26 protein-coding genes are annotated in these 25,066 nt (G+C 57.7%); 20 read left to right on the forward strand and 6 right to left on the reverse strand.

The window, feature by feature from the left end; genetic code table 11:
• Window positions 1–64 precede the first annotated feature (64 nt).
• The gene (locus O3S85_RS08450; protein ID WP_269539560.1) at window positions 65–199 is read right to left on the reverse strand and encodes a hypothetical protein; all 135 of its coding nucleotides are present in this window, start codon (window positions 197–199) and stop codon (window positions 65–67) included.
• A 157-nt stretch (window positions 200–356) separates the two neighbouring features.
• On the opposite strand from O3S85_RS08450, the gene queG reads away from it, so the two are divergent.
• Window positions 357–1,364, forward strand: a complete 1,008-nt coding sequence (gene queG, locus O3S85_RS08455) for a tRNA epoxyqueuosine(34) reductase QueG (protein ID WP_269539563.1) — start codon at window positions 357–359, stop codon at window positions 1,362–1,364.
• A gap of 134 nt (window positions 1,365–1,498) precedes the next feature.
• On the opposite strand, the gene O3S85_RS08460 is transcribed toward queG, so the two are convergent.
• Window positions 1,499–1,984, reverse strand: coding sequence for a VOC family protein (locus O3S85_RS08460; RefSeq protein ID WP_269539565.1), 486 nt, complete (start codon window positions 1,982–1,984; stop codon window positions 1,499–1,501).
• A gap of 153 nt (window positions 1,985–2,137) precedes the next feature.
• Between O3S85_RS08460 and O3S85_RS08465 the strand changes: the two genes are divergently transcribed.
• The 8 genes from O3S85_RS08465 to trmB all read left to right on the forward strand — a co-directional run bounded on the left by O3S85_RS08465 (window position 2,138) and on the right by trmB (window position 10,473).
• A complete protein-coding gene (locus O3S85_RS08465) occupies window positions 2,138–2,581 on the forward strand; it encodes a hypothetical protein (protein ID WP_269539567.1) in 444 nt (147 codons plus the stop codon).
• Between the two features lie 118 nt (window positions 2,582–2,699).
• Window positions 2,700–3,788 carry a recombinase RecA gene (gene recA, locus O3S85_RS08470; RefSeq protein WP_269539570.1) on the forward strand — a complete coding sequence of 363 codons (1,089 nt, stop codon included), beginning with the start codon at window positions 2,700–2,702 and terminating at the stop codon, window positions 3,786–3,788.
• Window positions 3,789–3,877: 89 nt separating this feature from the next.
• Window positions 3,878–4,192 carry a hypothetical protein gene (locus O3S85_RS08475; protein ID WP_269539573.1) on the forward strand — a complete coding sequence of 105 codons (315 nt, stop codon included), beginning with the start codon at window positions 3,878–3,880 and terminating at the stop codon, window positions 4,190–4,192.
• Between the two features lie 78 nt (window positions 4,193–4,270).
• Complete coding sequence (mnmE, locus tag O3S85_RS08480; RefSeq protein WP_269539576.1) at window positions 4,271–5,629, forward strand: tRNA uridine-5-carboxymethylaminomethyl(34) synthesis GTPase MnmE; 1,359 nt, start codon at window positions 4,271–4,273, stop codon at window positions 5,627–5,629.
• Entirely contained in the window at window positions 5,626–7,557 is a 1,932-nt protein-coding gene (locus O3S85_RS08485; RefSeq protein WP_343218942.1) for a tRNA uridine-5-carboxymethylaminomethyl modification enzyme MnmG/GidA, read from the forward strand. The genes mnmE and O3S85_RS08485 overlap by 4 nt, the downstream gene beginning before the upstream one ends.
• Before the next feature lie 217 nt (window positions 7,558–7,774).
• Window positions 7,775–8,476, forward strand: a complete 702-nt coding sequence (locus O3S85_RS08490; protein WP_269539581.1) for a response regulator — start codon at window positions 7,775–7,777, stop codon at window positions 8,474–8,476.
• A 12-nt stretch (window positions 8,477–8,488) separates the two neighbouring features.
• Window positions 8,489–9,805, forward strand: coding sequence for a sensor histidine kinase (locus tag O3S85_RS08495; RefSeq protein ID WP_269539584.1), 1,317 nt, complete (start codon window positions 8,489–8,491; stop codon window positions 9,803–9,805).
• Window positions 9,806–9,882: 77 nt separating this feature from the next.
• The gene (trmB, locus tag O3S85_RS08500; protein WP_269539586.1) at window positions 9,883–10,473 is read left to right on the forward strand and encodes a tRNA (guanosine(46)-N7)-methyltransferase TrmB; all 591 of its coding nucleotides are present in this window, start codon (window positions 9,883–9,885) and stop codon (window positions 10,471–10,473) included.
• Window positions 10,474–10,514: 41 nt separating this feature from the next.
• Here the strand turns inward: trmB and O3S85_RS08505 are convergent, their stop codons facing one another.
• Window positions 10,515–11,180: a hypothetical protein gene (locus O3S85_RS08505; protein ID WP_269539588.1), complete on the reverse strand. Its 666-nt coding sequence runs from the start codon at window positions 11,178–11,180 to the stop codon at window positions 10,515–10,517.
• Window positions 11,181–11,247: 67 nt separating this feature from the next.
• Here O3S85_RS08505 and O3S85_RS08510 point away from each other — a divergent pair, with 67 nt between their 5' ends.
• The 6 genes from O3S85_RS08510 (at window position 11,248) to O3S85_RS08535 (ending at window position 15,064) form a co-directional block, all read left to right on the forward strand.
• The gene (locus O3S85_RS08510; protein WP_269539589.1) at window positions 11,248–11,613 is read left to right on the forward strand and encodes a nucleotide pyrophosphohydrolase; all 366 of its coding nucleotides are present in this window, start codon (window positions 11,248–11,250) and stop codon (window positions 11,611–11,613) included.
• A gap of 324 nt (window positions 11,614–11,937) precedes the next feature.
• Window positions 11,938–12,408, forward strand: coding sequence for a DUF4019 domain-containing protein (locus tag O3S85_RS08515; RefSeq protein WP_269539591.1), 471 nt, complete (start codon window positions 11,938–11,940; stop codon window positions 12,406–12,408).
• A 36-nt stretch (window positions 12,409–12,444) separates the two neighbouring features.
• The gene (locus O3S85_RS08520) at window positions 12,445–13,221 is read left to right on the forward strand and encodes a TIGR01458 family HAD-type hydrolase (RefSeq protein ID WP_269539593.1); all 777 of its coding nucleotides are present in this window, start codon (window positions 12,445–12,447) and stop codon (window positions 13,219–13,221) included.
• A gap of 79 nt (window positions 13,222–13,300) precedes the next feature.
• Complete coding sequence (locus O3S85_RS08525) at window positions 13,301–14,098, forward strand: alpha/beta fold hydrolase (protein WP_269539594.1); 798 nt, start codon at window positions 13,301–13,303, stop codon at window positions 14,096–14,098.
• Complete coding sequence (locus O3S85_RS08530; protein ID WP_269539596.1) at window positions 14,095–14,454, forward strand: hypothetical protein; 360 nt, start codon at window positions 14,095–14,097, stop codon at window positions 14,452–14,454. Before O3S85_RS08525 ends, O3S85_RS08530 begins: the two co-directional genes overlap by 4 nt.
• A 43-nt stretch (window positions 14,455–14,497) precedes the next feature.
• The gene (locus O3S85_RS08535) at window positions 14,498–15,064 is read left to right on the forward strand and encodes a polysaccharide biosynthesis/export family protein (RefSeq protein WP_269539598.1); all 567 of its coding nucleotides are present in this window, start codon (window positions 14,498–14,500) and stop codon (window positions 15,062–15,064) included.
• A gap of 284 nt (window positions 15,065–15,348) precedes the next feature.
• Here the strand turns inward: O3S85_RS08535 and O3S85_RS08540 are convergent, their stop codons facing one another.
• Entirely contained in the window at window positions 15,349–17,859 is a 2,511-nt protein-coding gene (locus O3S85_RS08540) for a glycogen/starch/alpha-glucan phosphorylase (protein WP_269539600.1), read from the reverse strand.
• A gap of 112 nt (window positions 17,860–17,971) precedes the next feature.
• A complete protein-coding gene (locus O3S85_RS08545) occupies window positions 17,972–18,841 on the reverse strand; it encodes a GumC domain-containing protein (protein ID WP_269539602.1) in 870 nt (289 codons plus the stop codon).
• 304 nt (window positions 18,842–19,145) lie between these two features.
• Between O3S85_RS08545 and O3S85_RS08550 the strand changes: the two genes are divergently transcribed.
• The 3 genes from O3S85_RS08550 (at window position 19,146) to O3S85_RS08560 (ending at window position 21,596) form a co-directional block, all read left to right on the forward strand.
• Window positions 19,146–19,319 carry a hypothetical protein gene (locus O3S85_RS08550; RefSeq protein ID WP_269539604.1) on the forward strand — a complete coding sequence of 58 codons (174 nt, stop codon included), beginning with the start codon at window positions 19,146–19,148 and terminating at the stop codon, window positions 19,317–19,319.
• Entirely contained in the window at window positions 19,310–20,266 is a 957-nt protein-coding gene (locus O3S85_RS08555; RefSeq protein WP_269539606.1) for a permease, read from the forward strand. The genes O3S85_RS08550 and O3S85_RS08555 overlap by 10 nt, the downstream gene beginning before the upstream one ends.
• Window positions 20,267–20,543: 277 nt before the next feature.
• On the forward strand, window positions 20,544–21,596 hold the full coding sequence (locus O3S85_RS08560) for an acyltransferase family protein (RefSeq protein ID WP_269539608.1): 1,053 nt from the start codon (window positions 20,544–20,546) through the stop codon (window positions 21,594–21,596).
• Window positions 21,597–21,621: 25 nt separating this feature from the next.
• Here O3S85_RS08560 and O3S85_RS08565 read toward each other — a convergent pair whose 3' ends face one another.
• Window positions 21,622–22,647, reverse strand: coding sequence for a Gfo/Idh/MocA family protein (locus O3S85_RS08565; RefSeq protein ID WP_269539610.1), 1,026 nt, complete (start codon window positions 22,645–22,647; stop codon window positions 21,622–21,624).
• A gap of 568 nt (window positions 22,648–23,215) precedes the next feature.
• Here O3S85_RS08565 and O3S85_RS08570 point away from each other — a divergent pair.
• A complete protein-coding gene (locus tag O3S85_RS08570; protein WP_269539613.1) occupies window positions 23,216–23,995 on the forward strand; it encodes an IclR family transcriptional regulator in 780 nt (259 codons plus the stop codon).
• Window positions 23,982–24,854, forward strand: a complete 873-nt coding sequence (locus O3S85_RS08575; RefSeq protein ID WP_269539614.1) for a phytanoyl-CoA dioxygenase family protein — start codon at window positions 23,982–23,984, stop codon at window positions 24,852–24,854. Before O3S85_RS08570 ends, O3S85_RS08575 begins: the two co-directional genes overlap by 14 nt.
• The last annotated feature ends 212 nt before the right edge of the window (window positions 24,855–25,066 follow it).

The raw sequence follows: 25,066 nt of genomic DNA on the forward strand, positions 1-25,066 counted from the left end.
CATATAGTTATCTTAGAAATCATCGAGCGAAATTCATTTTGATAACTTATGGAAATCGGGAAGCTTACTTAAACAAGGGCTTTTCGCGCTCGTACTTTTCCATGTCAGTAATGCTGAGGAAAAATTGTTTGCGCTTATAGGCACGGGTGAGAAAGACCACCGCGGCTGCGCTCAGAACGGTGAGGGCAATCCAAATCATGGGTATATATATAACATCGGCTTAGGGCTTTGCGACTTAAGTCCGTGCTTTTATACATCCTTTAAACTTTGCAATGCAAAGTTAATTCGCTGGCCGGCATTGAATAATGTGTGAATTCCCTTTTTCCTTTAACCTTTTTCCTTTAAGCTTCACCGCCATGTCCACCGAACACAAAGAGCGACTCCGCGGATTGGTCGAAGCCGAAGGTTTCGAAGCCTTTGGCGTGGCCCCGGTGGATGTCGAGCTGCGGCGCAGCTATTACCTGGAGTGGATTTCCGGCGGGCAGCATGGCGAGATGGCTTGGCTGGAGCGCAACAACGACCGCCGCCTCGAGCCGGAGCAAATTATCCCGGAGGCGCGAAGCATCATTTGTGTGGGTCTGAATTACTACCAGCCGGACCCGCCGCGCCGCGGACGTATTGCCAAATATGCGCTCGGCAAAGATTACCATAAGGCGATGACGCAGAAGCTAAAACGCGTTTGCCGCGCGATGCGCGAAGAGTTTGGCAGCGCGCAACGCCCCTATGTCGACACTGGGCCCGTGATGGAAAAACCGATCGCGGCGACCGCGGGCCTTGGCTGGCAAGGCAAAAGCACCATCCTGCTAAACAAAGACAACGGCACCTGGCTTTTCCTCGGATTCATTTTCACCACGCTTGAGCTGCCTGCTGACGAACCGGCGCGCTCACACTGTGGCAAGTGCACGCGCTGCATCGACGCCTGCCCGACTAACGCGATTGTCGGCCCGTATCAGTTAGACGCGCGTCGCTGCATTTCCTACCTGACCATTGAGCACAAGGGGGCCATTCCCCTGGAATTCCGTCGCGCGATGGGCGACCGTATTTACGGGTGCGACGAGTGCCTGGATGTATGCCCGTGGAACCGATGGGCCAAGCAAACGCAGGAAACGAAATTCGCAGCCCGGCCCTACCCCGATCTCACGGAGATGCTCCGGTGGACGGAAGATGATTTTGCCGAAACTTTTGCCGGCACACCGATCAAGCGAGCCGGCCTGAGTCGTTGGCGTCGCAATGTATGCGTCGCGTTGGGGAATATTGGCGAAGCGGATGATTTGCCCAGCTTGCGCGAGGTCGCCGCATCCGATGATGCACTCGCGGCAGAGCATGCCCTGTGGGCGATTAGCGAAATCGAAGCGCGCAGCTAAAAACTGACGAATGATATAGAAAAATAAAATACGGGACAAAATGCCCTTAGATCAAACGACGAGATTATTCGATTTTGCGCGGTGTTGCATGTATCGGGTCTCGTCGAAAGTGAAAACGTGGCTATGGCTTTGCTTTAGGCCTTCTCGCCGTTGGCGGTTTTTTCCAGCTCGGCGATGTCGATTTTCATCATCGTCATCATTGATTCCATCGCGCGCTTGGCTTTGGCGGAGTCCGGATCGTTGATTAGCTCCAGTAAGCGAGTTGGGACGATCTGCCAAGTGAGCCCCCAGCGGTCTTTTATCCAACCGCATGCCATTGGCTGGCCTCCGTCGAGGAGTGCGTCCCAGACTCGGTCGACTTCTTCCTGGTTGTCGCAATGAATTTGAAACGAAACCGCCTCGCTGAACTTAAACATTGGACCGCCGTTTAGGCCTACGTAGCGCTGGCCGGCCAAGGTGAAATCCACTGTAAGCACGGAATCGCTCGGCCCGCTATGCGTGTCGGTCGGGGAGCGAAATTTGCTTTCGATGCGGGAGTCCGGAACCAGGCTCACGTAAAATTCGGCGGCTTCCTCCGCATCGCCATCAAACCATAAGCAGGGGGTGATTTTGTTTTTCATGGGTGTTCATTAAGCGATTTGTCCTGGTTTGGAAAGTGAGACTTGCGAAACTAGGGAATACTTGTCACCGACGAAAAATGGGCCTGGCTTGCAGGTTGTGGTTGAGGATTTCGCAAAGCGTGTTCTGCTGTAAGCGTGAACGCGAACCCCACGATGTCTACCACCAGCATGTCAAATCCAGGAGAAGTAACCGAGCAAACGCTGAAAGGACTGCGCTACACCCGCGCGATCGGCGTGGCAACGGGTGCCTTCCTCATCGGATGGATACCGTTTAACGCTTCGCGATGGATGGGCCAGGCACCGGGAGGATTGCTGGAGTTGGAGGCGCTGTATTTTATGATTTTTGGGGTGATGCTGATGCTGCCGTGGAGCCGTATTCAAAGCCCAAAAGCCTGGAAGCCTTTGTTTATCATCTTTTGCGTGCTAACGCTCGGCTTCGGTTTCCTGATGGTCGTCGATCTGATGTTCCTCTACATGCTCGCTGCGGGTGCCGGGCAAAAGATCGCACCCCCCGCTTTTCAGAGCCTCCTTTTGTTCACGGCGCTGATTCAGGCACCGACGGTCTACTTCGTTCGCAAGCCGCACGCACTGAATTAGCCCTAAAAACTAATGCACATAAAAATATGTGAACAATAACGCATAATGAACTTGCGTTTCCCACTGAACCTGATTTTCTCCTGAATAATCAACTTTAATAAAGAACCGACTAGCACTCATGGCCGCAAAGAAATCCACAAAATCCGCTCCCACTCCCGACAAACGCGACAATAAAGCGCTCGATCTGGCAATTTCCGCCATCAACAAGCAATTTGGCGATGGTGCCATCATGAAGCTTGGGGAATCCGCCAAGAAGAACATTGATGTGATTTCTACCGGCTCGGTTGCCCTCGATCTGGCGCTGGGTGTGGGTGGTTTGCCCAAGGGCCGCATCTGCGAAATCTACGGTCCGGAGTCGTCGGGTAAGACCACTTTCTGTCTGAGCGTGATCGCTGAATGCCAGCGCCAAGGTGGTAACGCGGTCTTCGTCGACGTCGAGCACGCGCTCGATCCCCGCTATGCTAAGGTCGTGGGTGTGGACCTGGAAAACCTGATGGTCGCTCAGCCGGAATCCGGTGAAGACGCGCTTAATATCACCGAAACGCTGATCCGCTCTGGCGCGGTCGACGTGATCGTGATCGACTCGGTTGCCGCGCTTGTCTCCAAGAACGAGCTGGATGGCCAGTTTGGCGATTCCACTGTGGGCCTGCAGGCCCGTATGATGAGCCAAGCCATGCGCCGCCTGACGGCCGCCATTAACCGCACGCAGTGCATCTGCCTGTTTACCAACCAGATACGCGAAAAGATCGGCGTCATGTTCGGTAGCCCGGAAACCACGCCAGGTGGCCGCGCATTGAAGTTTTTCTCGTCCATTCGCATGGACATCCGCCGCATTGGCCAGATCAAGGCCACCGACGGTGTCGTTATTGGTAACCGCACACGCCTGAAGGTCGTGAAAAACAAGGTGGCTCCGCCCTTCACTGAGTGTGAGTTCGACATCATGTATAACGAGGGCATCTCGCGCACTGGTTCTGTGCTGGACCTCGGTATCGAGCATAAATTGCTCGAAAAGAAGGGTGCCTGGATCAGCTATAAGGGTGATTTGATTGGCCAAGGGCGTGAAAACGCGAAGGAATATCTGGGCGAGCATCCCGAGGTAATGCAGGAGATTACGGACACGATTCTTGGCAAGGTCGAAGTCCATGGCGGTGATACCATCGGCTCTGACGATGTTGAAGACGAATTGGATGCCGAAAAGGGGGAATAACTGCCTCCGGTAATCCCCTCATAAAGAACGGCAAATTCAACGCTTTTGAATTGCCGTTTCTTTATATTACGGTTTAGGTTGTAATTAACATGAATGCAGTTGCCACGAAGCATCCTTTCCCGCTGACGCCCCGGCCTAATCAGTGGTTTCTTCCTGCGATGCTTGCACCGAGCCTCTACATCATGGTCAGCTTTGCCTTTTATTGGGGCTCAGGGAATCCGGTGCTTTGCTCCCCTGCCCTGCTGCTGATTACGGGATTTATATCGCTGGCTTACTGTGGGCGGGCTATTTACCGCGACTCACGCGAGCCACGCCACCGGCAGATCTCTCTCTTCGTGGGCATTGTATTTCTGATTTACTTGCAACAGTTGCTACCCCGCCTGTGGGGTTGGCCTGTGCATTAATGCCCCAAAGCGGCTCCGCAATGGGGCTGGAGTGCTTTTTGCGTGAACTTTCCGCCAGCGATGCTTTAATGCGCGGCCATGTCATTGATAGACACCATCGTTGCACCAGCCACGCCTTATGGAGAGTCTGCGCTTGCGGTCGTCCGCGTGTCCGGCCCGCTGTGCGCTGAGCTGGCGAACTCCTGCCTGGGTGCTGGCGTGGCTGAAACGCCCCGCAAGGCCTTCGTTCGAAACTACAAGGCGTTGGATGGCAACGTGTTGGACAATTGTTTGGCCGTGTTTTTTGCCGGAAAGCGCAGCTACACCGGTGAACCGCTGCTGGAGCTGTCGCTGCATGGCAATCCACTGATCGTTCAGCGGGTCACGGAAGACTTGCTGGCGCGTGGCTGCCGGATGGCGGAGCCGGGTGAGTTTACCAGGACGGCGTTCCTTAACGGCAAGCTGGACCTCAGCCAAGCCGAGGCGGTGACCGACCTGATCTCTGCGCGCAGCGAGCAAGCGCTGCAGGTTGCGCAGCGTCAGCTGGATGGCTCCATCGGCCGTAAGATGGCGGAGCTGACGGATCGGCTGTTGGGGATCATTGCCTCCGTCGAGGCCTATATTGATTTCCCGGAGGAAGATTTGCCGCCAGAGGATCAGGCGGGTCCGGCGGCGGAATTGGCCGCCCTCTCCCGTGAGCTTAGTGAGCTCATTGAAACCAGCCACTACAAGACCCTGCTCCATGAGGGCATCCGCACGGTGATCATGGGTGAGCCAAACGCGGGCAAGAGTAGCTTGCTCAATGCGCTTATGGGCGAAGACCGCGCGATCGTGAGTGCCGAACCCGGCACCACGCGTGACTTCCTGACCGAGCGTGTGATGATCGGCAGCTACGGCCTCCAGCTCGTCGATACGGCCGGGATTCGCGAGTCCGATGCGGATATTGAGCGTCAGGGCATCGAGCGCACGCTCAAGCAGGTCAAGGATGCGGATTTCCTCTTGGTCGTCGTGGACCAAGCCGCCCTACCCCCGCATTTTCCAAAAGTCGTCGAGGAGCGATTGGCGCAGCACCGCGTATTGGTCGTGGAGAATAAAATCGATTTGCCGCCCCACCCTGCTTTCCACGATGTGCTGCCCGGGCATCCCCGGGTGCGGATTTCCCTGGCTAAGGGTGACGGACTGCCGGAGCTGCGGGCAAAGATTCAGGAGACCCTGGAGGCGGACCGCGTGGTTCCGGCTGCCGATGAGCTGATGGTCTCCGCTCGCCATGCTGACGCCCTGGCCCGCGCCCGGGCCTCCGTGGATGAAGCGCGCGTAGGACTGCGCGACGGGATCGCTGAGGAGCTCGCGGCCGCCGGCCTGCGTGATGCCTTGGCGGCCTTTGGGGAAGTCATCGGGAAGATCGACAACGAGGATATGCTGGATAAGCTGTTTGCCAACTTTTGTATCGGGAAATGAAGCCACCATTGAAATTTGGACCAGAGCAGCGCTACGATGTCATCGTCTGCGGTGCCGGACACGCTGGCGTGGAAGCCGCCCTCGCTGCGTCGCGCCGTGGCGCTGATGTGCTGCTGCTGACGGGGAATGTCGACACGATCGGCCAGATGAGCTGTAATCCGGCCATTGGTGGCCAGGCCAAGGGGCACATGGTCCGCGAGATTGATGCGCTCGGCGGCGAGATGGGCGTGAATACCGACACGACGGCCATTCAGTTTCGCCTGCTGAATGCCTCCAAGGGCCCGGCCGTGCGTGGACCGCGTGCGCAGTGCGATAAGAAGGCCTACCAGTTCCGCCTGAAGCACGTGATCGAGCTCCAGCCGAATCTCACCTTATTCCAGGCGATGGTTGAGGGACTGATTTTTGAGAGCGACGGTGTGGCGGGTGTTAAGACCAGCTTTGGGATCGACTTCTACGGCAAAACGGTGGTCGTGACCACGGGCACTTTTCTGCGTGGCCTGATGCATATCGGGGATAAGAAGAATGAAGGCGGGCGCCTGGGCGACTTTTCGGCCCGGGGTTTGTCCGGGAGCTTTCTGGAGGCCGGGATTGAGCTACAGCGATTGAAGACGGGCACGCCGCCGCGCATTCTTGGCTCCAGTATCGATTTCTCGCAGTGTGAGCGGCAGGATGGTGATGCCGATCCGACTTTCTTTGGGTTTTACGATACGCGACTCGGCGAGGAAATGTTCCACGTGGAACAATTGCCGGATGATTCGCCCGCGTTGAACCGATTGTTCCACGTGGAACAATTCGGGCAGCGTAAGCTGGGTTGGCGTCCCGGGCAGGATCAAGTTAGCTGCTGGACGACGGAGACCACGGAGCAGACCGCGGATACGGTGCGGACGAATCTGCATCGCTCGGCGCTGTATGCTGGTGAGATCGAAGGCGTTGGCCCGCGCTACTGCCCAAGCATCGAGGACAAGTTCGTGAAGTTTGCCGATAAGGCCACGCACAAGGTTTACCTGGAGCCCGAGGGGCGCAATACCGACGAATGGTATGTAAACGGGGTTAGCACCAGCTTGCCCTTCGATGTGCAGCTGGACATGATGCGCAGCATTCAGGGGCTGGCCAATGTGGTGATGCTCCGCCCGGCCTATGCGGTGGAGTATGATTTCGCGCCGCCCACGCAGCTGTTCCCGTCGTTGGAGTCCAAGAAGGTCGCAAACCTGTTCTTTGCCGGTCAGATCAATGGCACCTCAGGCTATGAAGAGGCTGCAGGGCAGGGGCTGGTTGCGGGTGTGAATGCCGTGGCCAAGGTCCGCGGGGAAGACCCGCTCGTGATCGGCCGAGACGAGGCCTACATCGGTGTGTTGATTGATGACCTGGTGACCAAGGGCACACGGGAGCCGTATCGGATGTTTACGAGTCGCGCCGAGCACCGGCTGCTCTTTAATCACGGCAGTGCGGAGATTCGCCTGCTGGAGAAGGTGAAAGCTTTTGGCCTCGTCGATGCCGAGCGGTTGGCACGCATGGAGGACAAGGCGACTGCGGTCAAATTCTGGACCGAGGAGCTGGAGCGTGTCCGCATTCGCGGCGGGCTGGCCGGTGACATGGTCCGCAAGCATGATGACTTGTCGGATGTCGAGCTGCCGCCCAATTTCCTCGCGCAAAGCGAGCCAGTGCAGCAAGAGGTGCTCAATCGCGTGAAATACAAGGGTTACTTGGAGCGCGAGGAGAAGCACATCGCGCGTTTACGAAATCTGGAGAAGGTGAAGGTGCCCGCCGGGTTGGACTTCCTCCAGGTGCGTGGTTTGCGCAAGGAGAGCGCGATTAAGCTGAACGAAGTGCAGCCTCGCACACTGGCGCAGGCGGGCCGCATTAGCGGCGTTAACCCAGCGGATATCAGCTTGCTCTTGGTGGCATTTCAGTCGGCGTCTTCGAAGTAGGGACTGCCGCAGAAAGTGGTAAAATGCTCTAGTAATCGCTGTCACAATTGCGTAACCTATGCGTAACAGTAAATTTGCGAAGGCGAATTTGATGCGCAGGTACTTGTATTTCAGTGGTTTAGGGGATTGTGTTGCGTTGTTTGTAACGCGAATGGGACCGATTGTAACTTTCGTTGTTGGCCCATGAGAGTGGTTCTATCTATTTCAGGAGGTAATTATGAGCCAGGAAGGTGAAAAACGCATTCTCGTAGTCGATGATGAACCCGATGTCACCGAGCTGGTGGAATATAAGCTGCGGCAAGCCGGTTTCAAGGTGGCGACGATTAACGACCCGTTGCTAATTATGGGCACTGCCCGTGAATTCCAGCCGGACTTGATCATCCTCGACATTATGATGCCCGAACTGAGCGGCATTCAAATCTGCCGGATGCTTCGGGCGGATCCCAGCATGTGCGAGATTCCGATCGTCTTCCTGACCGCGCGCGGTGAGGCCGAAGACCGGGTGAAAGGGCTGGAGACCGGTGCGGATGACTACATCGGCAAGCCGTTTGACTCGCGGGAACTGCTGCTGCGTGTGTCGGCGGTGTTGCGCCGACTGGAGCGCCCGAGCGACGAGCCCGGCAGCACGCTGAGTATTTCCAACGTGACGCTGGATGTCGAGAAGCACCGCCTCACGCTCTGTGGCACCCCTGTGGAGCTGACCGCGACGGAGTTTAAATTGCTGCGCCTCTTGATGGAGCGCAAAGGGCGCGTGCAGAGCCGCGAGCACCTGCTGGTGAATGTATGGAACTACGAGGCCGACATCGAGACGCGCACGGTGGATACCCATATCCGGCGGTTACGCGAAAAGCTTGGCACTGAAGCGGGAATTATTGAAACGGTTCGGGGAGTGGGCTACCGTGCGGTTGATGGGCAATAGTCCGCGCCGCACATGATTACATTTCTCTGCATATTTTTTGCCGCTACGGCGGCTTTCTTCTACCTCCGTCACCGGAAGGTGCGTAATATTTTGCGAACCATGGTGGCTGCTGTGGAGGAGCGGCGCGCTTATCTGTTTGAGGAGGATGCCGGCTGGGTGAAAGATATGGGGCTTTGCCGACTGGCGCTGCAGCTGAATGAACTGCTCGCCGAGCATGAGCGCTCCTCGAAGCAGGAGCTTGGCTACCTGCGCCAAATCGAGACTACGCTGAGCAATCTGACTGAGGCCGTGCTGATCGTGGATGACCGCAGCCTGCTCGTCATGGCCAACAGCGCAGCCCGCGAGTTGTTGGGGCTGGGGCCGGATTGCGAGGGCCGTCGATTGGAGGGCGTGCTGAAGAGCGCGGGCTTCCTGGAGTTTATGGAGCTGGCCGAGGAGGGCTCCGCACCCGCCTGGCAGGAGATCGAGATCGTGCGCGGCCGCGATAGCTTGTTCGTTGAGGTGACCGGCGCGCGCATCCCTGAGAGTGATTCCGAGGGGCGGCCGTTGACGCTCTTTGTGCTGCACGACATTAGCCGACTCAAGAAGCTGGAGAACGTCCGCCGGGACTTCGTGGCAAACGTGTCGCACGAGCTGCGGACTCCGGTGACGGTCATTAAGGGCTTCACCGACACCCTGATCGAGGACCACGAACACCTCAAAAGCGAGGAGCAGATCCGCTTCCTGCAAAAGATTTATAAGAACGTCGAGCGCCTGCACCTGCTGTTGGAGGACTTGCTGACGCTCTCGCGCCTGGAAGGGGAGGCGATCAATCTCAACCGGCAGCCGTGCTCGCTGCGCAAGCTGATTCACGACATCACGGAGAACTTTCTGCCGCGCTTGAATCTGGACGAGCAAACGCTGGTCTGCGACCTCGACCCCGAGCTGGACATTGTGAATGTGGACCAGATTAAGATGTCGCAAGTGCTGCAAAATACCCTGGATAACGCCTTGCGCTATGCCAAGGGGTTTTCGCGGATCATTGTTCGCACGAGCCGCGATGGGAACTACTTCCTGATCGAGGTGGAGGACGATGGTTGCGGCATTCCGGAGAAGGATATGGCGCACATTTTTGAGCGTTTTTACCGGGTGGACAAGGGGCGTTCGCGTGAGCTGGGAGGCACGGGCCTGGGCCTGAGCATCGTTAAGCACGTGGTGCAGCTGCATGGTGGCACCGTGGCGGCGCGAAACGTTTCCGGTGGCGGGCTTTGCATCACTTGTCGTATCCCGATCAAGCCGCCAGCGATTAAAGGACACCTCGGTCTAGTCGGAGAGAGCGTTGCCCAGTAGCGCCCAAATCGCAGGGCAGGGGAGGGTGCCGGCACTTTAGTCTTTAATCTTTTCGCGATAGGGTTACTCCATCCCACATGTCCGAAGGATATCAAGAAGCTTTAAGGCAGCGCGCAGAGCGCATTGTGCGGCTGCGTGAATGGCAGCAGGAACACCTGGCGCGTGCGGAGCGGCGCGTGCTGGAGATCGGCTGTGGGCACGGCCACTTTCTCACCACCTACGCCACCGCGAACCCGGAGCAAAGCTGTGTGGGGATCGACCTGGTAACGAAGCGCATCGACAAGGGGAACGCCAAGGCGGAAAAGCGCAATCTGGGCAATCTTCGCTTTCTGAAGGCCGAGTTAAGTGAGTTCCTGGAGGCGCTGCCCGAGGGCCTGCTCTTCGAGCGGGTGTTCATGCTTTTCCCGGACCCCTGGCCGAAGAAGCGTCATTTTAAAAACCGCATGCTGCAGCCGGCGTTTCTTGAGCGCTTGGCGGAGATCACGACTGCGGATGCCGACTTCTGCTTTCGCACGGACCACGAGGGCCTGTTCGCATGGGGCGTGGAGCACATTGAGGCGAGCCCGCAGTGGGCGATTAAGGCCGATGCGGAGTGGCCGCTGGAGGAGCGCTCTTACTTCCAGGATCTGATGGACTCCTGGCAGTCGCTGATCGCTGTGAAGGCTTAGATGCTTTGCAGCGCAAAGTAGCTTTGTAGTGCAAAGCTATGTTAGCGGTCGTCTTTAATGAGTTGGCCGTTCATGGCGATCATGGCCGCCTGTTGGCCATTGCGGATTTCTTCGTAGGCTTCCACCTTGATCGCGGGTTGTCCGTCGACGGTGGTAAAGCTTTCGCGTGTGGATGAGCTCAGCTTGTTGGTGGCAAAGGCAATGCTCCAGTTCACGGACTTGCCATCTTCGGAGATGATGCCGAGGAAAATGCGCTTCTTGTCATCCTGTTCAACTTCGGTGACCAGATAACCCTCCCAAAAATAGGTGACCGACGACGAGTAGCCGATGACGTCACCGGAGGCATAGACGGATTGGTTTTTGAGCACGCGGGTTTTGTCCACGAGATCCCATTCGTAATTGGCCTGGGCTTCCATGCGGGTGAGCACATCGCCGCGCATGGTGGCGATTTTGTAGGTGCCTTGCCACGTGCCGACGAATTGGTTGAGGAAGTTTTCAACGACTTCTTCGGAATAAGAGCCGTAGGCTTGGCCGGGCTTAAATTCTGAACTGTCGATCTTGTCGATTGCGGTGAGGTCATCTGCAGTCAGGCCGGTATCATGGTCGCGCAGCACCGGCGGAGCGCTGCTGGTGGCGTCCTGGGCGTGAAGCGTGGCGGCGATGAGGGCCATTGTCCAAATGGCAAAATGAGCGCAGAGGGATTTCATGGGTCGATGTGATACCCGACACGTTCCGGCATTGCAAGTTCCGCCATAGAGGCTTAGCGATTATAGCATGAACGACAGCACGGCCACGGTTTCGACCCTTAAGCAGCAGGTGCACGCGTTTGCCGAAGAGCGTGATTGGCTGCAGTTTCATTCGCCTAAAAACCTGAGTATGGCGCTGGCGGCAGAGTCGGGGGAGCTAATGGAGCACTTTCTCTGGACGGATTCCCCGGCCTCGCATGAGCGGGCGGCGGATGCTAAGCGACGCGCCGATATCGAGGACGAGTTGGCCGATATCGTAATCTACGCGCTGGAGTTTGCTAACGTGACCGGTATCGATCTCGCCTCCGCTATCGAGGCGAAGATGGCGCAGAACGCGGCGAAGTATCCCGTGGAGAAGGCGAAGGGCCGCTCGGATAAATACACGGAGCTTTAGTAGGAAAAAGGAAAAAGATTAAAGGAAAAAGGGGAGGGTGTAGGCTGTGCGTAAGCTTGGTTATGGAGTGCGCGAGATTGGTTATGAGTGCGCCAGCCCTCTGGCGCTTTAGCATTTTCTACGAAGCAAAGAAAACTGAAGCGCAGTCTTATGGTGAGCAGCCAACAGAATCGCGCCCACAAAATTCTGAAAGCGCCAGAGGGCTGGCGCACTCCATATCCTAACAATTCGAGGATTCATGCGCGCTGTTGTCTGTAAGATTGTGCTCACGTCATCCTCAACTTTTTCCTTTTTCCTTTAATCTTTAATCGCTACACCTCAACCATGCGTAAGGCCCATCAATGTCTCGTCCTGCTATTCTTAGCCATCGCTGCCACCGCCACCGCCCATGCTGCATCGACGGCGGAGGTCGCCGCGCGTAAGCAGGTGGACGAGTGGCTGGCCGTCGTTGACCAGGGGCAGTATGGTGAAGCCTGGGCGCAGTGTGCGCCGTTTTTCCGCCTGCAGATACCGCGCGAAGAGTTTTCCAAGTCGCTGGCGCAAGTGCGTGATTCGCTGGGAGCCGTGGAGAAGCGTGAGCTGTTGAAAATTTTTTATGCGACTACGCTGCCCGACGCACCCGAGGCGCATTACGTGATCGTTCAGTTTAAGACGAAATTCGCCGGTCGCGCGGAGCCGGCGATTGAGATCGTTACCCCGATGTTGATCGACCCCGAGGGGGACCCGGTGCCGGTGATTGAAGACCCCCTGACGGCGGCTGGCCAGTGGCAGGTGTCGGGCTACTACATCCAGTAGACGGCGATCCCGTTTGCCATTTTGGCCAGCTTTGGTATGGTTGAAGCTGGAGAAATGAGCGAGATGTTCACGGATTGCCAGGCGGTGTTTTTTGACCTCAGTGGGGTGCTCTATGAGGGGGAGGACGTGTTTCCCGGCGCGTTGGGCGCGGTGCAGGCCGCATTGGATCAAGACAAGACCGTGCGCTTTGTTACCAACACCGCCACGCGCAGCGCCGACGATATTTTAAAGAAGCTGCAGCGGCTCGGCTTTCCGGCAGAGGCGGACATGCTCTTCACCGCGCCCATGGCGGCTCGGGCCTACGTAGCCGAACGCAACTTGCGGCCGTTGTGCATTGTCCACCCGGCGATTGAGGGCTGCTTTGACGGGCTCGCTACGGAGGACAATCCGGACTGCGTCATCCTCGGCGATGCGCGTGAGGGCCTGCACTATGAATCGCTCAACCGCGCCTTCCGGCTGTGCATGGAGGGCGCGCCGCTGATCGGCATTGGCCGCAATAAATACTTTAGCAGCGACGGCCAGCTGATGCTCGATGCGGGGGCGTTTATTCATGCGCTGGAGTGGGCGGCGGGTGTCGAGGCGGTCATTATGGGCAAGCCGGGCCAGGCGTTTTTTGAGCAGATTGTGGCGTCAACCGAGTTTGAGGCTGCGCAATGCCTGATGATCGGCGACGACGTGCAGGGCGACGTGGTGGGTGCGGTCAACGCCGGGCTCCAGGGCTGCCTGGTGCGCACTGGAAAATACCGGCCCGAGGACGAGGCTGAGCTGCCGCAAGAGGCGAAGGTTATCGATTCCATCGCGGACTTATCTTAGGTAAATAGGTCAAGTATGATGAATATTCATGCGGCAATTCTTCGTTGCGCGCACGGTTTCATTCGCCCAACTTGGCGGCGTGAACTCCCCAAAACTATCCTACCGTTACTTTGGCGGCGAAGGCAAACCGCCTCTTGTCCTGTTGCATGGCCTGCTCGGCTCGTCGCGCAACTGGGTGAGCGCGGGCAAGGAGCTGACGAACGACTACGAAGTCTTTGCGCTCGACCTGCGCAATCACGGAGACTCGCCGCATTGCGACTCGATGGACTTCGGTGATCTCGCGGCGGATGTGTTGCGCTTTCTCGACGAGCAGGACTTGGGCAAGGTTCACCTGCTGGGCCACAGCCTTGGCGGGAAGGTTGCCATGCGCGTGGCGATGGAGGCAGCTGGCCGACTGGAAAGCCTCGTCGTCGTGGACATCGCTCCGCGCGAATACGCACCGCACCACCAGCGGGATTTCGACGCCATGAACAGCCTGCCCCTGGCCGAGCTGGAGAGCCGCAAGGACGCCGATGCCCGTATGACCGAGCTGGTGCCCGACTGGGCGCAGCGCCAATTTCTGCTGACCAATCTTGGCCGTAATGGCGACGCCTTCGCGTGGACCGTTAACTTGCGCGCGCTGACCAAGGCGCGTGACACCATGCGCCAAAGTTCGATTGGCCCGGATGACGCCTTTGCCGGGCCGACGACCTTCATCCTCGGTGGTCAGTCGCGCTTCGTGCTGCCCGAGGATTGGCGCATCATCAACAAGCACTTTCCCAAGGCCCGCATCGAGGTGATTGATGAGTCCGGGCACAACCCGCACATCGAAAAGCGCGACGCCTTTTTGGCCGCGATTGAGCGCCACCGGGATGCGGACTGGGGCATCGTCGTATGAACCGGGATGCGGTCATCATCTGGGGCGTGATCCTGCTGGGTGCGATTGGCCTGGGTGCCTACAAGCTGAAGATGTTCCTGGATTTTAGCGCGGACTACCGCGAGGCCGAGCCGCTGGTTGAGCAAGTGTGGCCGCTCGCGGAGGCTAGCAAAAAGTTCTACGTGGAACATCAGCGCCGCCCGGTTTCGCTGGATGAGGCCGTGGCGTTCGACAACGCATTAGCCGTAGATTTGATCCGCCCTTACCCCCATCAGTTCTTTGCTGAGGGCCCTGAAGTGTTTCGCGTGGACATTAACGACATGCACTCGCTCGTGATCGACGGCGATTTCCGGCCAAACTGGGGCAAGCCGGAGTAAGGCGGGCGGAACACTGGTTTGGCAAGGCAGTCAAACAACCTCGATGAGAGCCTTCCTTTTTCTGTGTTTGCATCTGCTTACACAATGCGCCAACGCCGATACGGAGATCCTTCCTGAGTGGCCAGAACTGTCGATGGATTACAAGCTGCAAGCTGGCGACATTGTATTTGCTCAGGGTAGCAACAGCTCTAAGTGGGATGATTACGTTTTTACCGTTCCGGAATCATTGGATGCATCCTGCATTTATCAGAAAAAGCCCGGAATTTTGGTTAATGAGCTCAATGAGCAACTGAAGGACCGTTTCAACTCAGAAAATAGGACTTTCCGCTTTTTCAAAGTCACGACGCACACAGGTGTTGTCCATGCTCACGGGATGTTCAATTTTCCTGCGACCTATCTGATACCTCCGGAGGGAACAATGCTGACAGCTGTTATGCTGCAATGTGCAGGCCTTACGCGGATTTCTGACGATGTGGTGCATGTTTCGCGAGCAAATGTTAAGGAGCCCACGCTGATCAAAGTCAGCGTTACAGCACTTCTTGAAGGGGAGATTGAGGATGTCCCGATTTACAACGGCGATACGATCACTGCATTTGAGCGGGAGCAATAGCCCCAATGGTGGCGGCCGATATCCTTATCGGCCAGAGGCGTGACAGAGTGATGGAATCAGTCCGCGCTATGCTTTATCCGCGAATTGAGGCTATTGGATAGCCACTCACATTTGGCCTACACTGTGGCCGATAGGGATCACCGCTCAGCGGGACAGGCATCGCCGCCACCTTGAGCCGCTTTGCGTGTGGACAGAGCGATCGCCCCAAAAGAAAAACCCCGCTCGCACGGGGCAAGCGGGGTTTGTGAAATGTATCGTGGCGAACGCTTCGACAGGCTGGCCTCTTAGCCGGTGATGGCGTCAAGGGACCAGATCTCCTTGGCGTATTGGTGGATGGTGCGGTCGCTGGAGAACTTGCCGACGCAGGCGGTGTTCATGATCGCCATCTTGGCCCACTTCTTTTGGTCGCGGAAGGCTTCGTCGACTTTCTTTTGGGTGTCGATGAAGGCCTGGTAGTCTGCGCAAACCAGGAAGGGGTCGCCGCCGTCGAGCAGGCTCTTGCGGGTCGCCGCCAGTGCATTGGGATCGCCGGGGGTGAAGTAATCCGAGGCGAGCCAATCGAGCGCGGACTTCAGCTTGTCGTTACTGTTGTAGTAATTGTAGCTGTTGTAGCCGCTAGCGCGCAGGCGGTCGACTTCTTCCACCGTCAGGCCGAAGATGAAGATGTTGTCATCGCCGACTTCCTCACCGATTTCCACGTTGGCACCGTCGAGCGTGCCGATGGTCAGCGCGCCGTTCAGGGCGAGCTTCATGTTGCCAGTGCCGGAGGCTTCCTTACCGGCAGTGGAGATTTGCTCGGACAAGTCGGCAGCCGGGATGATTTTCTCGGCCAGCGACACGCGGTAGTTCGGCAGGAAGACGACCTTCAGCTTGTCGCCGACGCGCTCGTCGTTGTTGATCTTTTCGGCGACCTTGTTGATCGCAAAAATGATCTCCTTGGCCAGGACGTAGCCCGGGGCGGCCTTGGCACCGAAGAGGATGACGCGTGGCACGAAATCGCCTTCCGGATTGTCCAGGATTTCCCGGTAGCGCGTCAGGATGTGCAAGAGCTGCAGGTGCTGGCGCTTGTATTCGTGGAGACGCTTGATCTGGATGTCGAACAGGGCGTCGGGGCTGACCTTAATGCCGCAGTCCTTCTCGATGATCTCGGCGAGGACGACTTTGTTGTCCCGCTTGATCTTCATGAATTTCTCTTGGAACTTCGAGTCGTCGGCGTACTTGGTGAGGCCCTGGAGCTTGTCGAGGTCAGTCGGCCAGTCGTCGCCGATGGTGTCGTCGATCAGTTCGGAGAGCTCCGGGTTGCAGGCCTTCAGGAAGCGGCGCGGCGTGATGCCGTTGGTCTTGTTCTGAATCTTGCCGGGATACAGGTTGTCGAAGCTGTTGAAGAGGTGCTGCTTGAGCAGCTCGGTGTGGAGCGCGGCGACGCCGTTGACCGTGTGGCTGCCGATGACGGCCAGGTAGGCCATGCGGATCATCTTGGGCGTGCCTTCCTCGATGATGGAGAGCTCCATCTTCTTGCGGCCATTGCCCGGCCACTTGGCCTCGACTTCCTCTTCCAGGAAGCGGCGGTTGATCTCGTAAATGATCTGTAGATGGCGCGGCAGGACCTTCTCAAATAGCGGCACGGACCACTTCTCGAGCGCTTCGGGCAGGAGGGTGTGGTTGGTGTAGGCGAAGCAGGCGCGGCAGATGCCCCAGGCTTCATCCCAGTCGATGCCTTCCTCGTCGATCAGGATGCGCATCAGCTCGGGGACGGCCACGGCGGGGTGGGTGTCGTTGAGCTGGATGGCGGCCTTCTTCGGGAAGTCTTGCCAGTCGCTGTTCTTCTTTTTGAAGCGGCGGATGATGTCATGCAGCGAGCAGGTGACGAAGAAATACTGCTGCACCAGGCGCAGCTCCTTGCCGGACTCGGTGGCGTCATTCGGGTAAAGCACCTTGCTGATGGTTTCGCTGATCGCCTTTTCGCGAACCGCCTCGGTGTAGCCGCCGCGGTTAAAGGCTTCCAGGTCGAACTCGGTCGAGGCCTTGGATTCCCACAGGCGCAGGAAGTTGACCGTCTGCGCGCCGTAGCCGACGATCGGGATATCCCACGGCACACCGATGATTTCTTTGGCGCCGACCCAGGCCGGGGCCCAGTCACCGCTGCCGTTGGCCTTGTATTCGACGTGGCCGTAAATCGGCACCTTCACCTGGTATTCCGGGCGGACGATGTGCCACGGGTTGCCGTGCTGCAGCCAGTTGTCCGGGCGCTCGTTCTGGCGACCGTTGACGAACTCCTGGCGAAAGAGGCCAAACTCGTAGTGGATGCCATAGCCGACTGCCGGGTAGTCCAGCGTGGCGAGGGAGTCCAGGAAGCACGCGGCGAGGCGGCCGAGGCCACCGTTGCCCAGGCCCATATCGACCTCGGCATCGCTGATGTCGCGCAGGTCCATGCCGAGCTCCTTGAGGGCCTTTTCCGCGATATCGAACATCCCGCAATTGACGAGGTTGTTCTCCATCAGGCGGCCCATCAGATACTCCAGGGACAGGTAATAGACGCGGCGCACATTGTTACTGTTGTGCACGCCCTGCGTGGCGATGTAGCGCTCGAGAATGCGGTCGTTGAGCGCGTGGCACGTGGCCAGCCACCAGTCGCGCGGTGTGGCGGTCTCGGTGTCGCGCGCCAGCTCGTGAACGAGGTTTTCCTCGATCCGCTTCTTGAACTTTTCCACCGTGGTATCGATGGCGAAAGTGGACTTAGACGCAGTTGCTTTGGCGGCCTTCTTGGTCGCCTTTTTCTTTTTGGTAGCGGGCATAGTCTGTGTTTAGTGGTGGTGAAAAATTTAACGACAGGGACGTCGTTGAAGCAGGCGTTATGCCGTGATTTCGCCCCCACGTCAATTGTAGGAAAACAGAGTGACGCGATAATTACATCGACCCACCCGGCAGTGGCGGCGGTGTCTTCTTTTGGGGGCGACACAAGCCGAACAGAATAAACGCCAGCAGCGCCAGGACGCCCAGTGGAATTCCCGCTCCGAGGGCTAGGTTTCTTGAGATATTTGGCGAAACGGGGACAGTGCTGGGCGAGGCCTTGTCGAGGATCATGATGGGGGAGGTGATGAGGGCGATGTCGACCATGGCTTGATTGTAATTGCCCGCCATGTCCACATATAGATCATAGTTCACTTTGTAGTCGGCCTGGTAGATTGGATCATCCATGGCGTTCTCCCGCAGCATTTCTTCACGTATTTCCACTACCTTACCCATCCGATGCTCAGCGCGGTTTCTGAGATCTTCGATGTAGCGAATTCTCATATCTAACGCGGTTCGCACGTAATAGTTGATGGTCTCGTCGGCGAAGTAGTTAGCGACTTTCGCGGCAATGATGCGATCCGAGTGCTGGTAGGCAACAAATAGCACGTTGGTTTCGGGGTCGATGTAGGCCTCGCGGTGAGAATCCAATACTTCCTCCAAGGTCATTGGGCCGGACATTTTTATCTCTTCTTTGTAAGCGGCCATCAGGGTTTGTCGGTCCTCTTCCTTGATGCGATTCGCGACTTGGTTGAGCAGCGAATCACTCCGAATGACACCGAGCACGTCCTCAATGGCGATGTCGTCCTTGATCACCAGTGGGTTCATGTACTTCGGGCTCATGACAACGCTCGCCCTCGACTCGTAGATCGGCGAAACATTAAACGTGTAGAGCAGCGTCAACGTAAACACCGGCACGACGGCGGCTACAGCCAGCGCGATGATGACGATTTTCCAAGTGGAGCCTTTGCGGGATTTTGGATTCATTAGGAAATACTAGATGCTATCCAAATAGCCCGGTCAAAGCAAACTTTGGCGAATGCTAGGGGTGCGCGAAAATTTATGCGTCCGCCTACAGGCTAGCCCAGAGCGTATCAGTGAAGCGCATGGAACGGAAGCCGTCGGCGAAGCTGTTGAGACAGGGCTCGGGTTTGCGAAAAATACCCAAAGTATTATTTGTATTTCATCGAATATGCACCTATTGGTATATTGGAGCAAGGCATCATGACTAGTGAGACAAAAGCAGCCACGGTGTTCTCCAAGCCATTCCCATTTTTGACACCGATATACCATGAGCAACGAAAAGCAAAATCCAACCGCCAAACACCCCGAAGCCAAACCGGGCTTCTTTACCCGTATGGTGAACAAGCTCGATTCCTCAATGAAGGAAAAGGCCGACGCCAAAGCCAAGGAGCAGAGTAGCTGCTGCTCGGGTGACGACGGTAAGGGCGGTAAATGCTGCTAGAGCAGGCGCTCAATACAGTCGTCTTCGATTGGTTCGGACTCGACCCGGAGTCGCGCTTCGGCGGAGCAGTCCATTTCTTCCTGTACGATACGATTAAGATCTTCCTGCTGTTGGCGGTGATGATCTTTGTGATCGGCGTGGTGCGCACCTGGTTGCCCGAGCACAAGCTGAAGCGCTGGATGAGCAAGGGCGGTCTGTGGGGAAACGTGGTGGCGGCGGTCTTTGGTGCAGTCACGCCGTTTTGCTCCTGTTCGTCGATCCCGATTTTTATCAGCCTGCTCAAGGCCGGTGCGCCGCTTGGGGTGACGTTTTCCTTCCTCGTCACCTCGCCGATTATCAATGAGTACCTGGCCATCCTGATGATTGGCGAATTTGGCCTGCCGATTACCATTGCCTACGTGGGCAGCGGCCTGCTGGTGGGCGTTTTTGCCGGGGCCCTCATCGGGCGGCTGGGGCTGGAACGTTATTTGGAAACAGACATGATCGCCGGCGCCGAGGATGAGGCAACCGAGCGCCGCTACACGTGGAAATCGCGGCTCAAATTTGGCGTCGACGAGTCGGTGGACGTGATCAAGCAAATCTGGCTCTGGGTGCTCGTTGGGGTAGGCATCGGCGCGTTTATCCACAACTATGTGCCGCAGGAGGTGATTCAAAACGCCATTGGCAAGACGGGCATCTTCGGTGTGCCGATTGCGACGATCCTCGGCGTGCCAATGTATGGCAGCTGCGCGGCAATTGTGCCGGTGGCCGTGGTGCTTTTTGAGAAGGGCATCCCGTTGGGCACGGCTTTGGCCTTTATGATGGCGATGGCCGCGCTCAGCCTGCCGGAGGCCATCATGCTGCGCCGCATCATCAAGCTCCCGCTGATCGCGATCTTCTTTGGCGTCACGACCCTGGCCATCACCGCCACGGGCTACCTCTTGAATTTCCTGGCGCAGTTTCTCTAACCTAGCGTCCCGCCCAGGAGTGAGCTTATTGAATCTCTGGACCGTCGGATGCGTTGCACCCGGATTGGCGCCTTGCCCACGGGTTGGATAAAACCGTGACGCGATAATTGCATTTACTCGCCCGGCAGGGGTGGCGGCGCGGCTGTCTTGCGCTGGCCAAACCCTAAATAAAGCAATGGCAAGCAGCGCCAGAACGCCCAGTGGAATTCCCGATCCGAGGAGTAGTGCTAAAGGTTCGTATTGCCGAATAGAGTATATCTTGTAGTACAGGGCGGCAATGAGGCGTCACATCCCTAACTTAGATGGTCTACGGGCATTCGCCATTCTGCCGGTATTGGGGCAACACGCCTCGTATGGCCTGATTGGCGGCGGATTTCTAGGCGTGGATCTCTTTTTCGTCCTGAGCGGCTTTCTGATCACGGGCATCTTGTTTGACGAACTTCAAAATGCTCATGCCATTGGTTATCGTAACTTCTATGTCCGCCGCGCTTTGCGTCTACTTCCAGCAATGGTGATCTCATTATTGCTCGCTGCTGCATTGTGGCCTTTGACCTTTAGTGAAGGTAACCATTTTGCCCTGGCGGCAACCTCAGTCGTATTTTACTTTTCAAATTTCGTTAATCCCGGCGCGCTGGGATCTCTTGAATCGGCTTGGTCGCTTTCCTTGGAAGAGCAATTCTATCTCATTTGGCCGTTGGCGTTGGCGCTGCTTTTTGCTCAGCGCAAAGCAAATGTTCGGCAGATGATGTGGTTGTTGGTTACCGTGGTAGCTTTGGTAGCAATTGGTCGAATAGTCGCGCTAGCGACATTCGCATCGCCCGAATGGGTTTACCGCTTCACCCTGACTAGAGCTGATTCCTTGATTATGGGTGCCCTTGCTGCCCTCTTCGTGAGAGATGGTTTTCAATTCAAACCTGCGTTCAGGCAAATAGTCGTGATGATCAGTGGCGTCCTCTTCTTCTGTGGTGTCATCTGGTGCTCTTGGCAGTCTCCGATCATGGGAAATGGCGGATTTACATTCTCCACGTTTGTTTTTGCGGCATGGATCATCGCATTAACCCAATCACCACCTTTGCGGCCATTTTCAAATAGAATTTTCAAATGGATTGGGCACAGGTCATATGGGCTCTACATTTACCATCTACCAATATTCCTGGCCCTTGAGCACTTACGGGCACACGATGACTTGGCAAATTTCTTATGGGTATCCCTCTTGCGCTTTGGCCTGACATTTCTGGTGGCAGATTTATCGTATCGATATATTGAACAACCGGTTCTTAAGCTTAAAAGGCTATTTCCAACGCTGGAAAAGGGCCAAGGCAGAGGCTAGTCAGCTATATTGAGTGACGCTCGTCCTACTCCCTTTCGGCCATCGCCGCTTCCCAGACCATGTCCGTGAAGCGCATGTAGCGGACGCCGTCGGCAAAGCTGGTGAGGGACACGGGTTTGCCGTCGCGGATGGAGTCGACGAAGTCCTGCTCGACACGCCAGCCAATGGCTGTGCCTGCATCCGGGGTGATGGCTTCTGGTGCGTGGCCGGCCCGGGTGAGGTGTAGCTTGTTGTCGTTCATGCAGAAATGTAGGCCGCCGCGCTCGCATTGCACGTCGATGAACCACACCGGGAAGCCGTGGTCGACGCAAGAGAAGTGGCCGAACAGCTGGGCACCGGTATTATAGCGACCCAGGAAGCTGAGGGTGTCCGGGATGGTGACCGGGGCGTGGCCTTTGCCGGAGGCGGTGGGGCGCTCGGCAATGGCGGTTGCGGCGTCGGCCTTGACCCAGTCCACATCCACGCCCTGGCCAAGCCAGCGTTGCGCGGTTTCGAACAGGATGCCCATGGTCATGATGTTGTGGCCGGAGAGGTCGCTGCGCTGCCGCCAGGTAAGGGGGGCGGTCGGGTCGGCTGCGCTGCCGCCAATGTGGACCAGCCGGACTTGGCGGATGGGGCCGAGCTCACCCAGCAGACGTTGGATGGTGGCGTCGTATTCCAGGGTAAAGGGGGCGGGGACGATTTGCGCGACCAGCTCGGGCTTAGCTTGGGCGGCGGCGATCATTTTCTTGGCCTCGTCGAGGTTCATCGCCATGCGGGCCTCGGTGAGCACGTGTTTGCCGGCGGCAAGGGCGTCGATGGTGGCCTCGGCGTGGAGATAGGGCCAGGTGCCGATGCAGACGGCGTCGACCGCGTCATCCGCGATCACGTCCTGCCAGCGCTTGCTGATGCGGGGGACGCCAAACTCGTCGGCCACGCGCTGCGCGGACTCCGGCGTGCGGTTGGCGATGGTAACGACTTCCACGCCGTCGATGGCCTGAAAGCCGGGAATGTGCTTGCTGCGGGTGTTGCCGCCCGCGCCGATGATGCCAATGCGTAGTGGGTTTGCCATGGGGCAAGTTAGCCATTTATCAGAGCCAAGTGGCAACATGATTTAAACAGGAAGATCGGGAAGATGGGGAAGGGGCGCACCTCCGGGGCGTCCGCCGACATCCTGTTGGACTGGCGTAGGTCGGTCTCTTTAGAGGCCGACACTTATCGCCGGCCATGCACGCGGATGGCTAAAGCCAACCGCCTACGCCAAGCAAACGTTTGTGGCTTCGCTCATTGTAGGCTAACAAGTCAGTGCGTCATGATTGGCTCCCAGCAACCTCTAAGGTAGCGCAGGCGCGTCTCGCGCCGCATCCCAGCGGAGTGGCTACGGTCATCATGTAGGGCTCGCGCTTGCGCGATGCCGCATCCGCTCAAGCCTCCCCCCGGATAGCCACCTATTGCGGCATCGCGCAAGCGCGAGCCCTACATTCCAACGACCTTTACCGTCAGCATGGGTGCGGCGCGAGATCACCGCTTAGCGGGACAGGCGCGCCTGCGATACCTTTTAAGGTGCTTGCACTGTAAGCGTTCTAATATGCAGAACAAAAATCCTTGACTTGTGTGTTCCATATACTAGAACGGTTGCCATGAACAACACCTTAACCAACGGCTTGGCCTTGCTGACGCTGGTTGCCAATGAGGCCCGGCCACACGGGGTCACTGAGCTGGCGCGGATGGCGGACTTGCCCAAGAGCCACGTGCACCGGCTGTTGCAGTCGCTGGTGGAGGCGCGGTATTTGGACAAAGATTCCCGCGGGCGCTACATGATCAGCGTCGGCGCACTGCGCTTGGGGCGTGAGCTGCTGCGGAATTTCCCCATTCGCCGCTTGGCGCTGTCGGAGATGATGCGCCTGGCGGTCGAGCAGATGGTCGCTTTTTCGCTGGCCGCGCCGTTTGGCAATGAGGCCATTTCCATCGCGCACTTCACGCATGATGGTAATCTGCGCGACTCGCCGGAGACGCTGGGCTCGGTGCTCGCTGCGCACTCTTCGGCCAGTGGAAAGTTGTTCCTGGCGCATTTGCCAGAGGATGAGGTTGACGCCGTACTGGCAGGCATCGACTACGAGCCACGCGGCCCCAATACTCATCGGGACGCTGCGAGCCTGAAGGCCGAACTGCCCAAAATTCGCCAGCAGGGCTACAGTATCAACGACCGTGAGAATGGCCCCGGCGGTTCCAGTATTGCCGTGCCGATCTTTAACCCCGACGGAGCGGTGATCGCCGCGCTGGGCGCTTCCGGATTGGCGAAAGACTTGAACCCCCGTCGCCTCGATGAGCTGGCCACCGTGTTGGGCGAAGCCGCCGGGCGCATTGAAACCCTTTACCAAGAACACCTTAAGGAGGAACCCGAATATGTTAACCGCTGAACCACAAACCAACGACCTGATGACCGCGGACCACATCCGCCAATACTGGGAGGAGGGCTATACCGTCGTGCGCGGCGTCTTCAGCGAGGCTGAGCTCGACCAAATGCGCACCGCCTGCGATCGCTGGAAATTCACTGGCGATCTGCTCGGCCGCACTTGGCGCAAGCAAAACACCGTGATCTGGGTCGATGAGGACGCCGACACCGGCACCACCGTGCGCGGTATGCAGTGGCCGTCTTACCACGATGCGGTGATGGACAAATTTCGCACCGATCCGCGCATGCTGATGATCATCGAGCCGCTCATTGGCAACAGCATCAGGCAGATCATCAACCAGGTGCACTGGAAGCGCCCGGGCTCGCAGACCAGTTGGGCGCTCCACCGCGACGTGCGCAGCCGCCGCCCGAGCAACGCCTTTACCGATCTCTACACCTCATGGGTGCAGACGGGCATCGCGATCGACCCGCACATGAAGGAGAACGGCGCGATGCAAATCGTCCCGGGCAGCCATCTGGATATCGAGCACGATCCGGAGGACAAGTCAGCCTGGATGGCCCCGCAGTACGCCGAGGATGCGCGCATCAAAGACATGGTCCTGGAGCCGGGCGACGTCGGCCTGTGGTCGGCCTACACCGTGCATGGCGGCGGGTTTAACACCACGAAATACCTGGATCGCCGACTTTACATCAATGGCTTCGTGAAGGCCGAGAAATGCGCGCGCGGCGAGTGGGCTTGGAAGGACGGCCGCACTTGTGGCCTCTACGGCGAGCAGGCCCTGGTGCAATTTGAAGAAATCGAGGAAATCCGCCACGCCTTCTACGCCTCCGAGCTCAACCGCAAAGAAGTCATCCGCGACTGACCAGCCTCCGGCTGGACCGGTAGATTTGCCCATTGGGCAAATGGGCGTGAGTCGCGGGTAGGGCGCATAAAAGGTAGGGCGCAGTCCCGCTCAGCGGGACAAGCCGCCTCGGTGGAGTGGTCTTGGCCATCTCTTGGGGTAGCGCGGGCGCGCCTGTCCCGCTAAACGGTGATCTCGCGCCGCATCCCAGCGGAGTGGCTACGGCCATCATG

Origin of the sequence: Cerasicoccus sp. TK19100, assembly GCF_027257155.1 — a bacterium.
GTDB classification, from domain to species: domain Bacteria; phylum Verrucomicrobiota; class Verrucomicrobiia; order Opitutales; family Cerasicoccaceae; genus Cerasicoccus; species Cerasicoccus fimbriatus.

Bases quoted from the DNA above. Each gene is read 5' to 3' on its own strand.
- O3S85_RS08450 (WP_269539560.1), bottom strand. From the start codon at position 199: ATGATTTGGATTGCCCTCACCGTTCTGAGCGCAGCCGCGGTGGTCTTT.
- queG (WP_269539563.1), top strand. From the start codon at position 357: ATGTCCACCGAACACAAAGAGCGACTCCGCGGATTGGTCGAAGCCGAA.
- O3S85_RS08460 (WP_269539565.1), bottom strand. From the start codon at position 1,984: ATGAAAAACAAAATCACCCCCTGCTTATGGTTTGATGGCGATGCGGAG.
- O3S85_RS08465 (WP_269539567.1), top strand. From the start codon at position 2,138: ATGTCTACCACCAGCATGTCAAATCCAGGAGAAGTAACCGAGCAAACG.
- recA (WP_269539570.1), top strand. From the start codon at position 2,700: ATGGCCGCAAAGAAATCCACAAAATCCGCTCCCACTCCCGACAAACGC.
- O3S85_RS08475 (WP_269539573.1), top strand. From the start codon at position 3,878: ATGAATGCAGTTGCCACGAAGCATCCTTTCCCGCTGACGCCCCGGCCT.
- mnmE (WP_269539576.1), top strand. From the start codon at position 4,271: ATGTCATTGATAGACACCATCGTTGCACCAGCCACGCCTTATGGAGAG.
- O3S85_RS08485 (WP_343218942.1), top strand. From the start codon at position 5,626: ATGAAGCCACCATTGAAATTTGGACCAGAGCAGCGCTACGATGTCATC.
- O3S85_RS08490 (WP_269539581.1), top strand. From the start codon at position 7,775: ATGAGCCAGGAAGGTGAAAAACGCATTCTCGTAGTCGATGATGAACCC.
- O3S85_RS08495 (WP_269539584.1), top strand. From the start codon at position 8,489: ATGATTACATTTCTCTGCATATTTTTTGCCGCTACGGCGGCTTTCTTC.
- trmB (WP_269539586.1), top strand. From the start codon at position 9,883: ATGTCCGAAGGATATCAAGAAGCTTTAAGGCAGCGCGCAGAGCGCATT.
- O3S85_RS08505 (WP_269539588.1), bottom strand. From the start codon at position 11,180: ATGAAATCCCTCTGCGCTCATTTTGCCATTTGGACAATGGCCCTCATC.
- O3S85_RS08510 (WP_269539589.1), top strand. From the start codon at position 11,248: ATGAACGACAGCACGGCCACGGTTTCGACCCTTAAGCAGCAGGTGCAC.
- O3S85_RS08515 (WP_269539591.1), top strand. From the start codon at position 11,938: ATGCGTAAGGCCCATCAATGTCTCGTCCTGCTATTCTTAGCCATCGCT.
- O3S85_RS08520 (WP_269539593.1), top strand. From the start codon at position 12,445: ATGGTTGAAGCTGGAGAAATGAGCGAGATGTTCACGGATTGCCAGGCG.
- O3S85_RS08530 (WP_269539596.1), top strand. From the start codon at position 14,095: ATGAACCGGGATGCGGTCATCATCTGGGGCGTGATCCTGCTGGGTGCG.
- O3S85_RS08535 (WP_269539598.1), top strand. From the start codon at position 14,498: ATGAGAGCCTTCCTTTTTCTGTGTTTGCATCTGCTTACACAATGCGCC.
- O3S85_RS08540 (WP_269539600.1), bottom strand. From the start codon at position 17,859: ATGCCCGCTACCAAAAAGAAAAAGGCGACCAAGAAGGCCGCCAAAGCA.
- O3S85_RS08545 (WP_269539602.1), bottom strand. From the start codon at position 18,841: ATGAATCCAAAATCCCGCAAAGGCTCCACTTGGAAAATCGTCATCATC.
- O3S85_RS08550 (WP_269539604.1), top strand. From the start codon at position 19,146: ATGAGCAACGAAAAGCAAAATCCAACCGCCAAACACCCCGAAGCCAAA.
- O3S85_RS08555 (WP_269539606.1), top strand. From the start codon at position 19,310: ATGCTGCTAGAGCAGGCGCTCAATACAGTCGTCTTCGATTGGTTCGGA.
- O3S85_RS08560 (WP_269539608.1), top strand. From the start codon at position 20,544: ATGAGGCGTCACATCCCTAACTTAGATGGTCTACGGGCATTCGCCATT.
- O3S85_RS08565 (WP_269539610.1), bottom strand. From the start codon at position 22,647: ATGGCAAACCCACTACGCATTGGCATCATCGGCGCGGGCGGCAACACC.
- O3S85_RS08570 (WP_269539613.1), top strand. From the start codon at position 23,216: ATGAACAACACCTTAACCAACGGCTTGGCCTTGCTGACGCTGGTTGCC.
- O3S85_RS08575 (WP_269539614.1), top strand. From the start codon at position 23,982: ATGTTAACCGCTGAACCACAAACCAACGACCTGATGACCGCGGACCAC.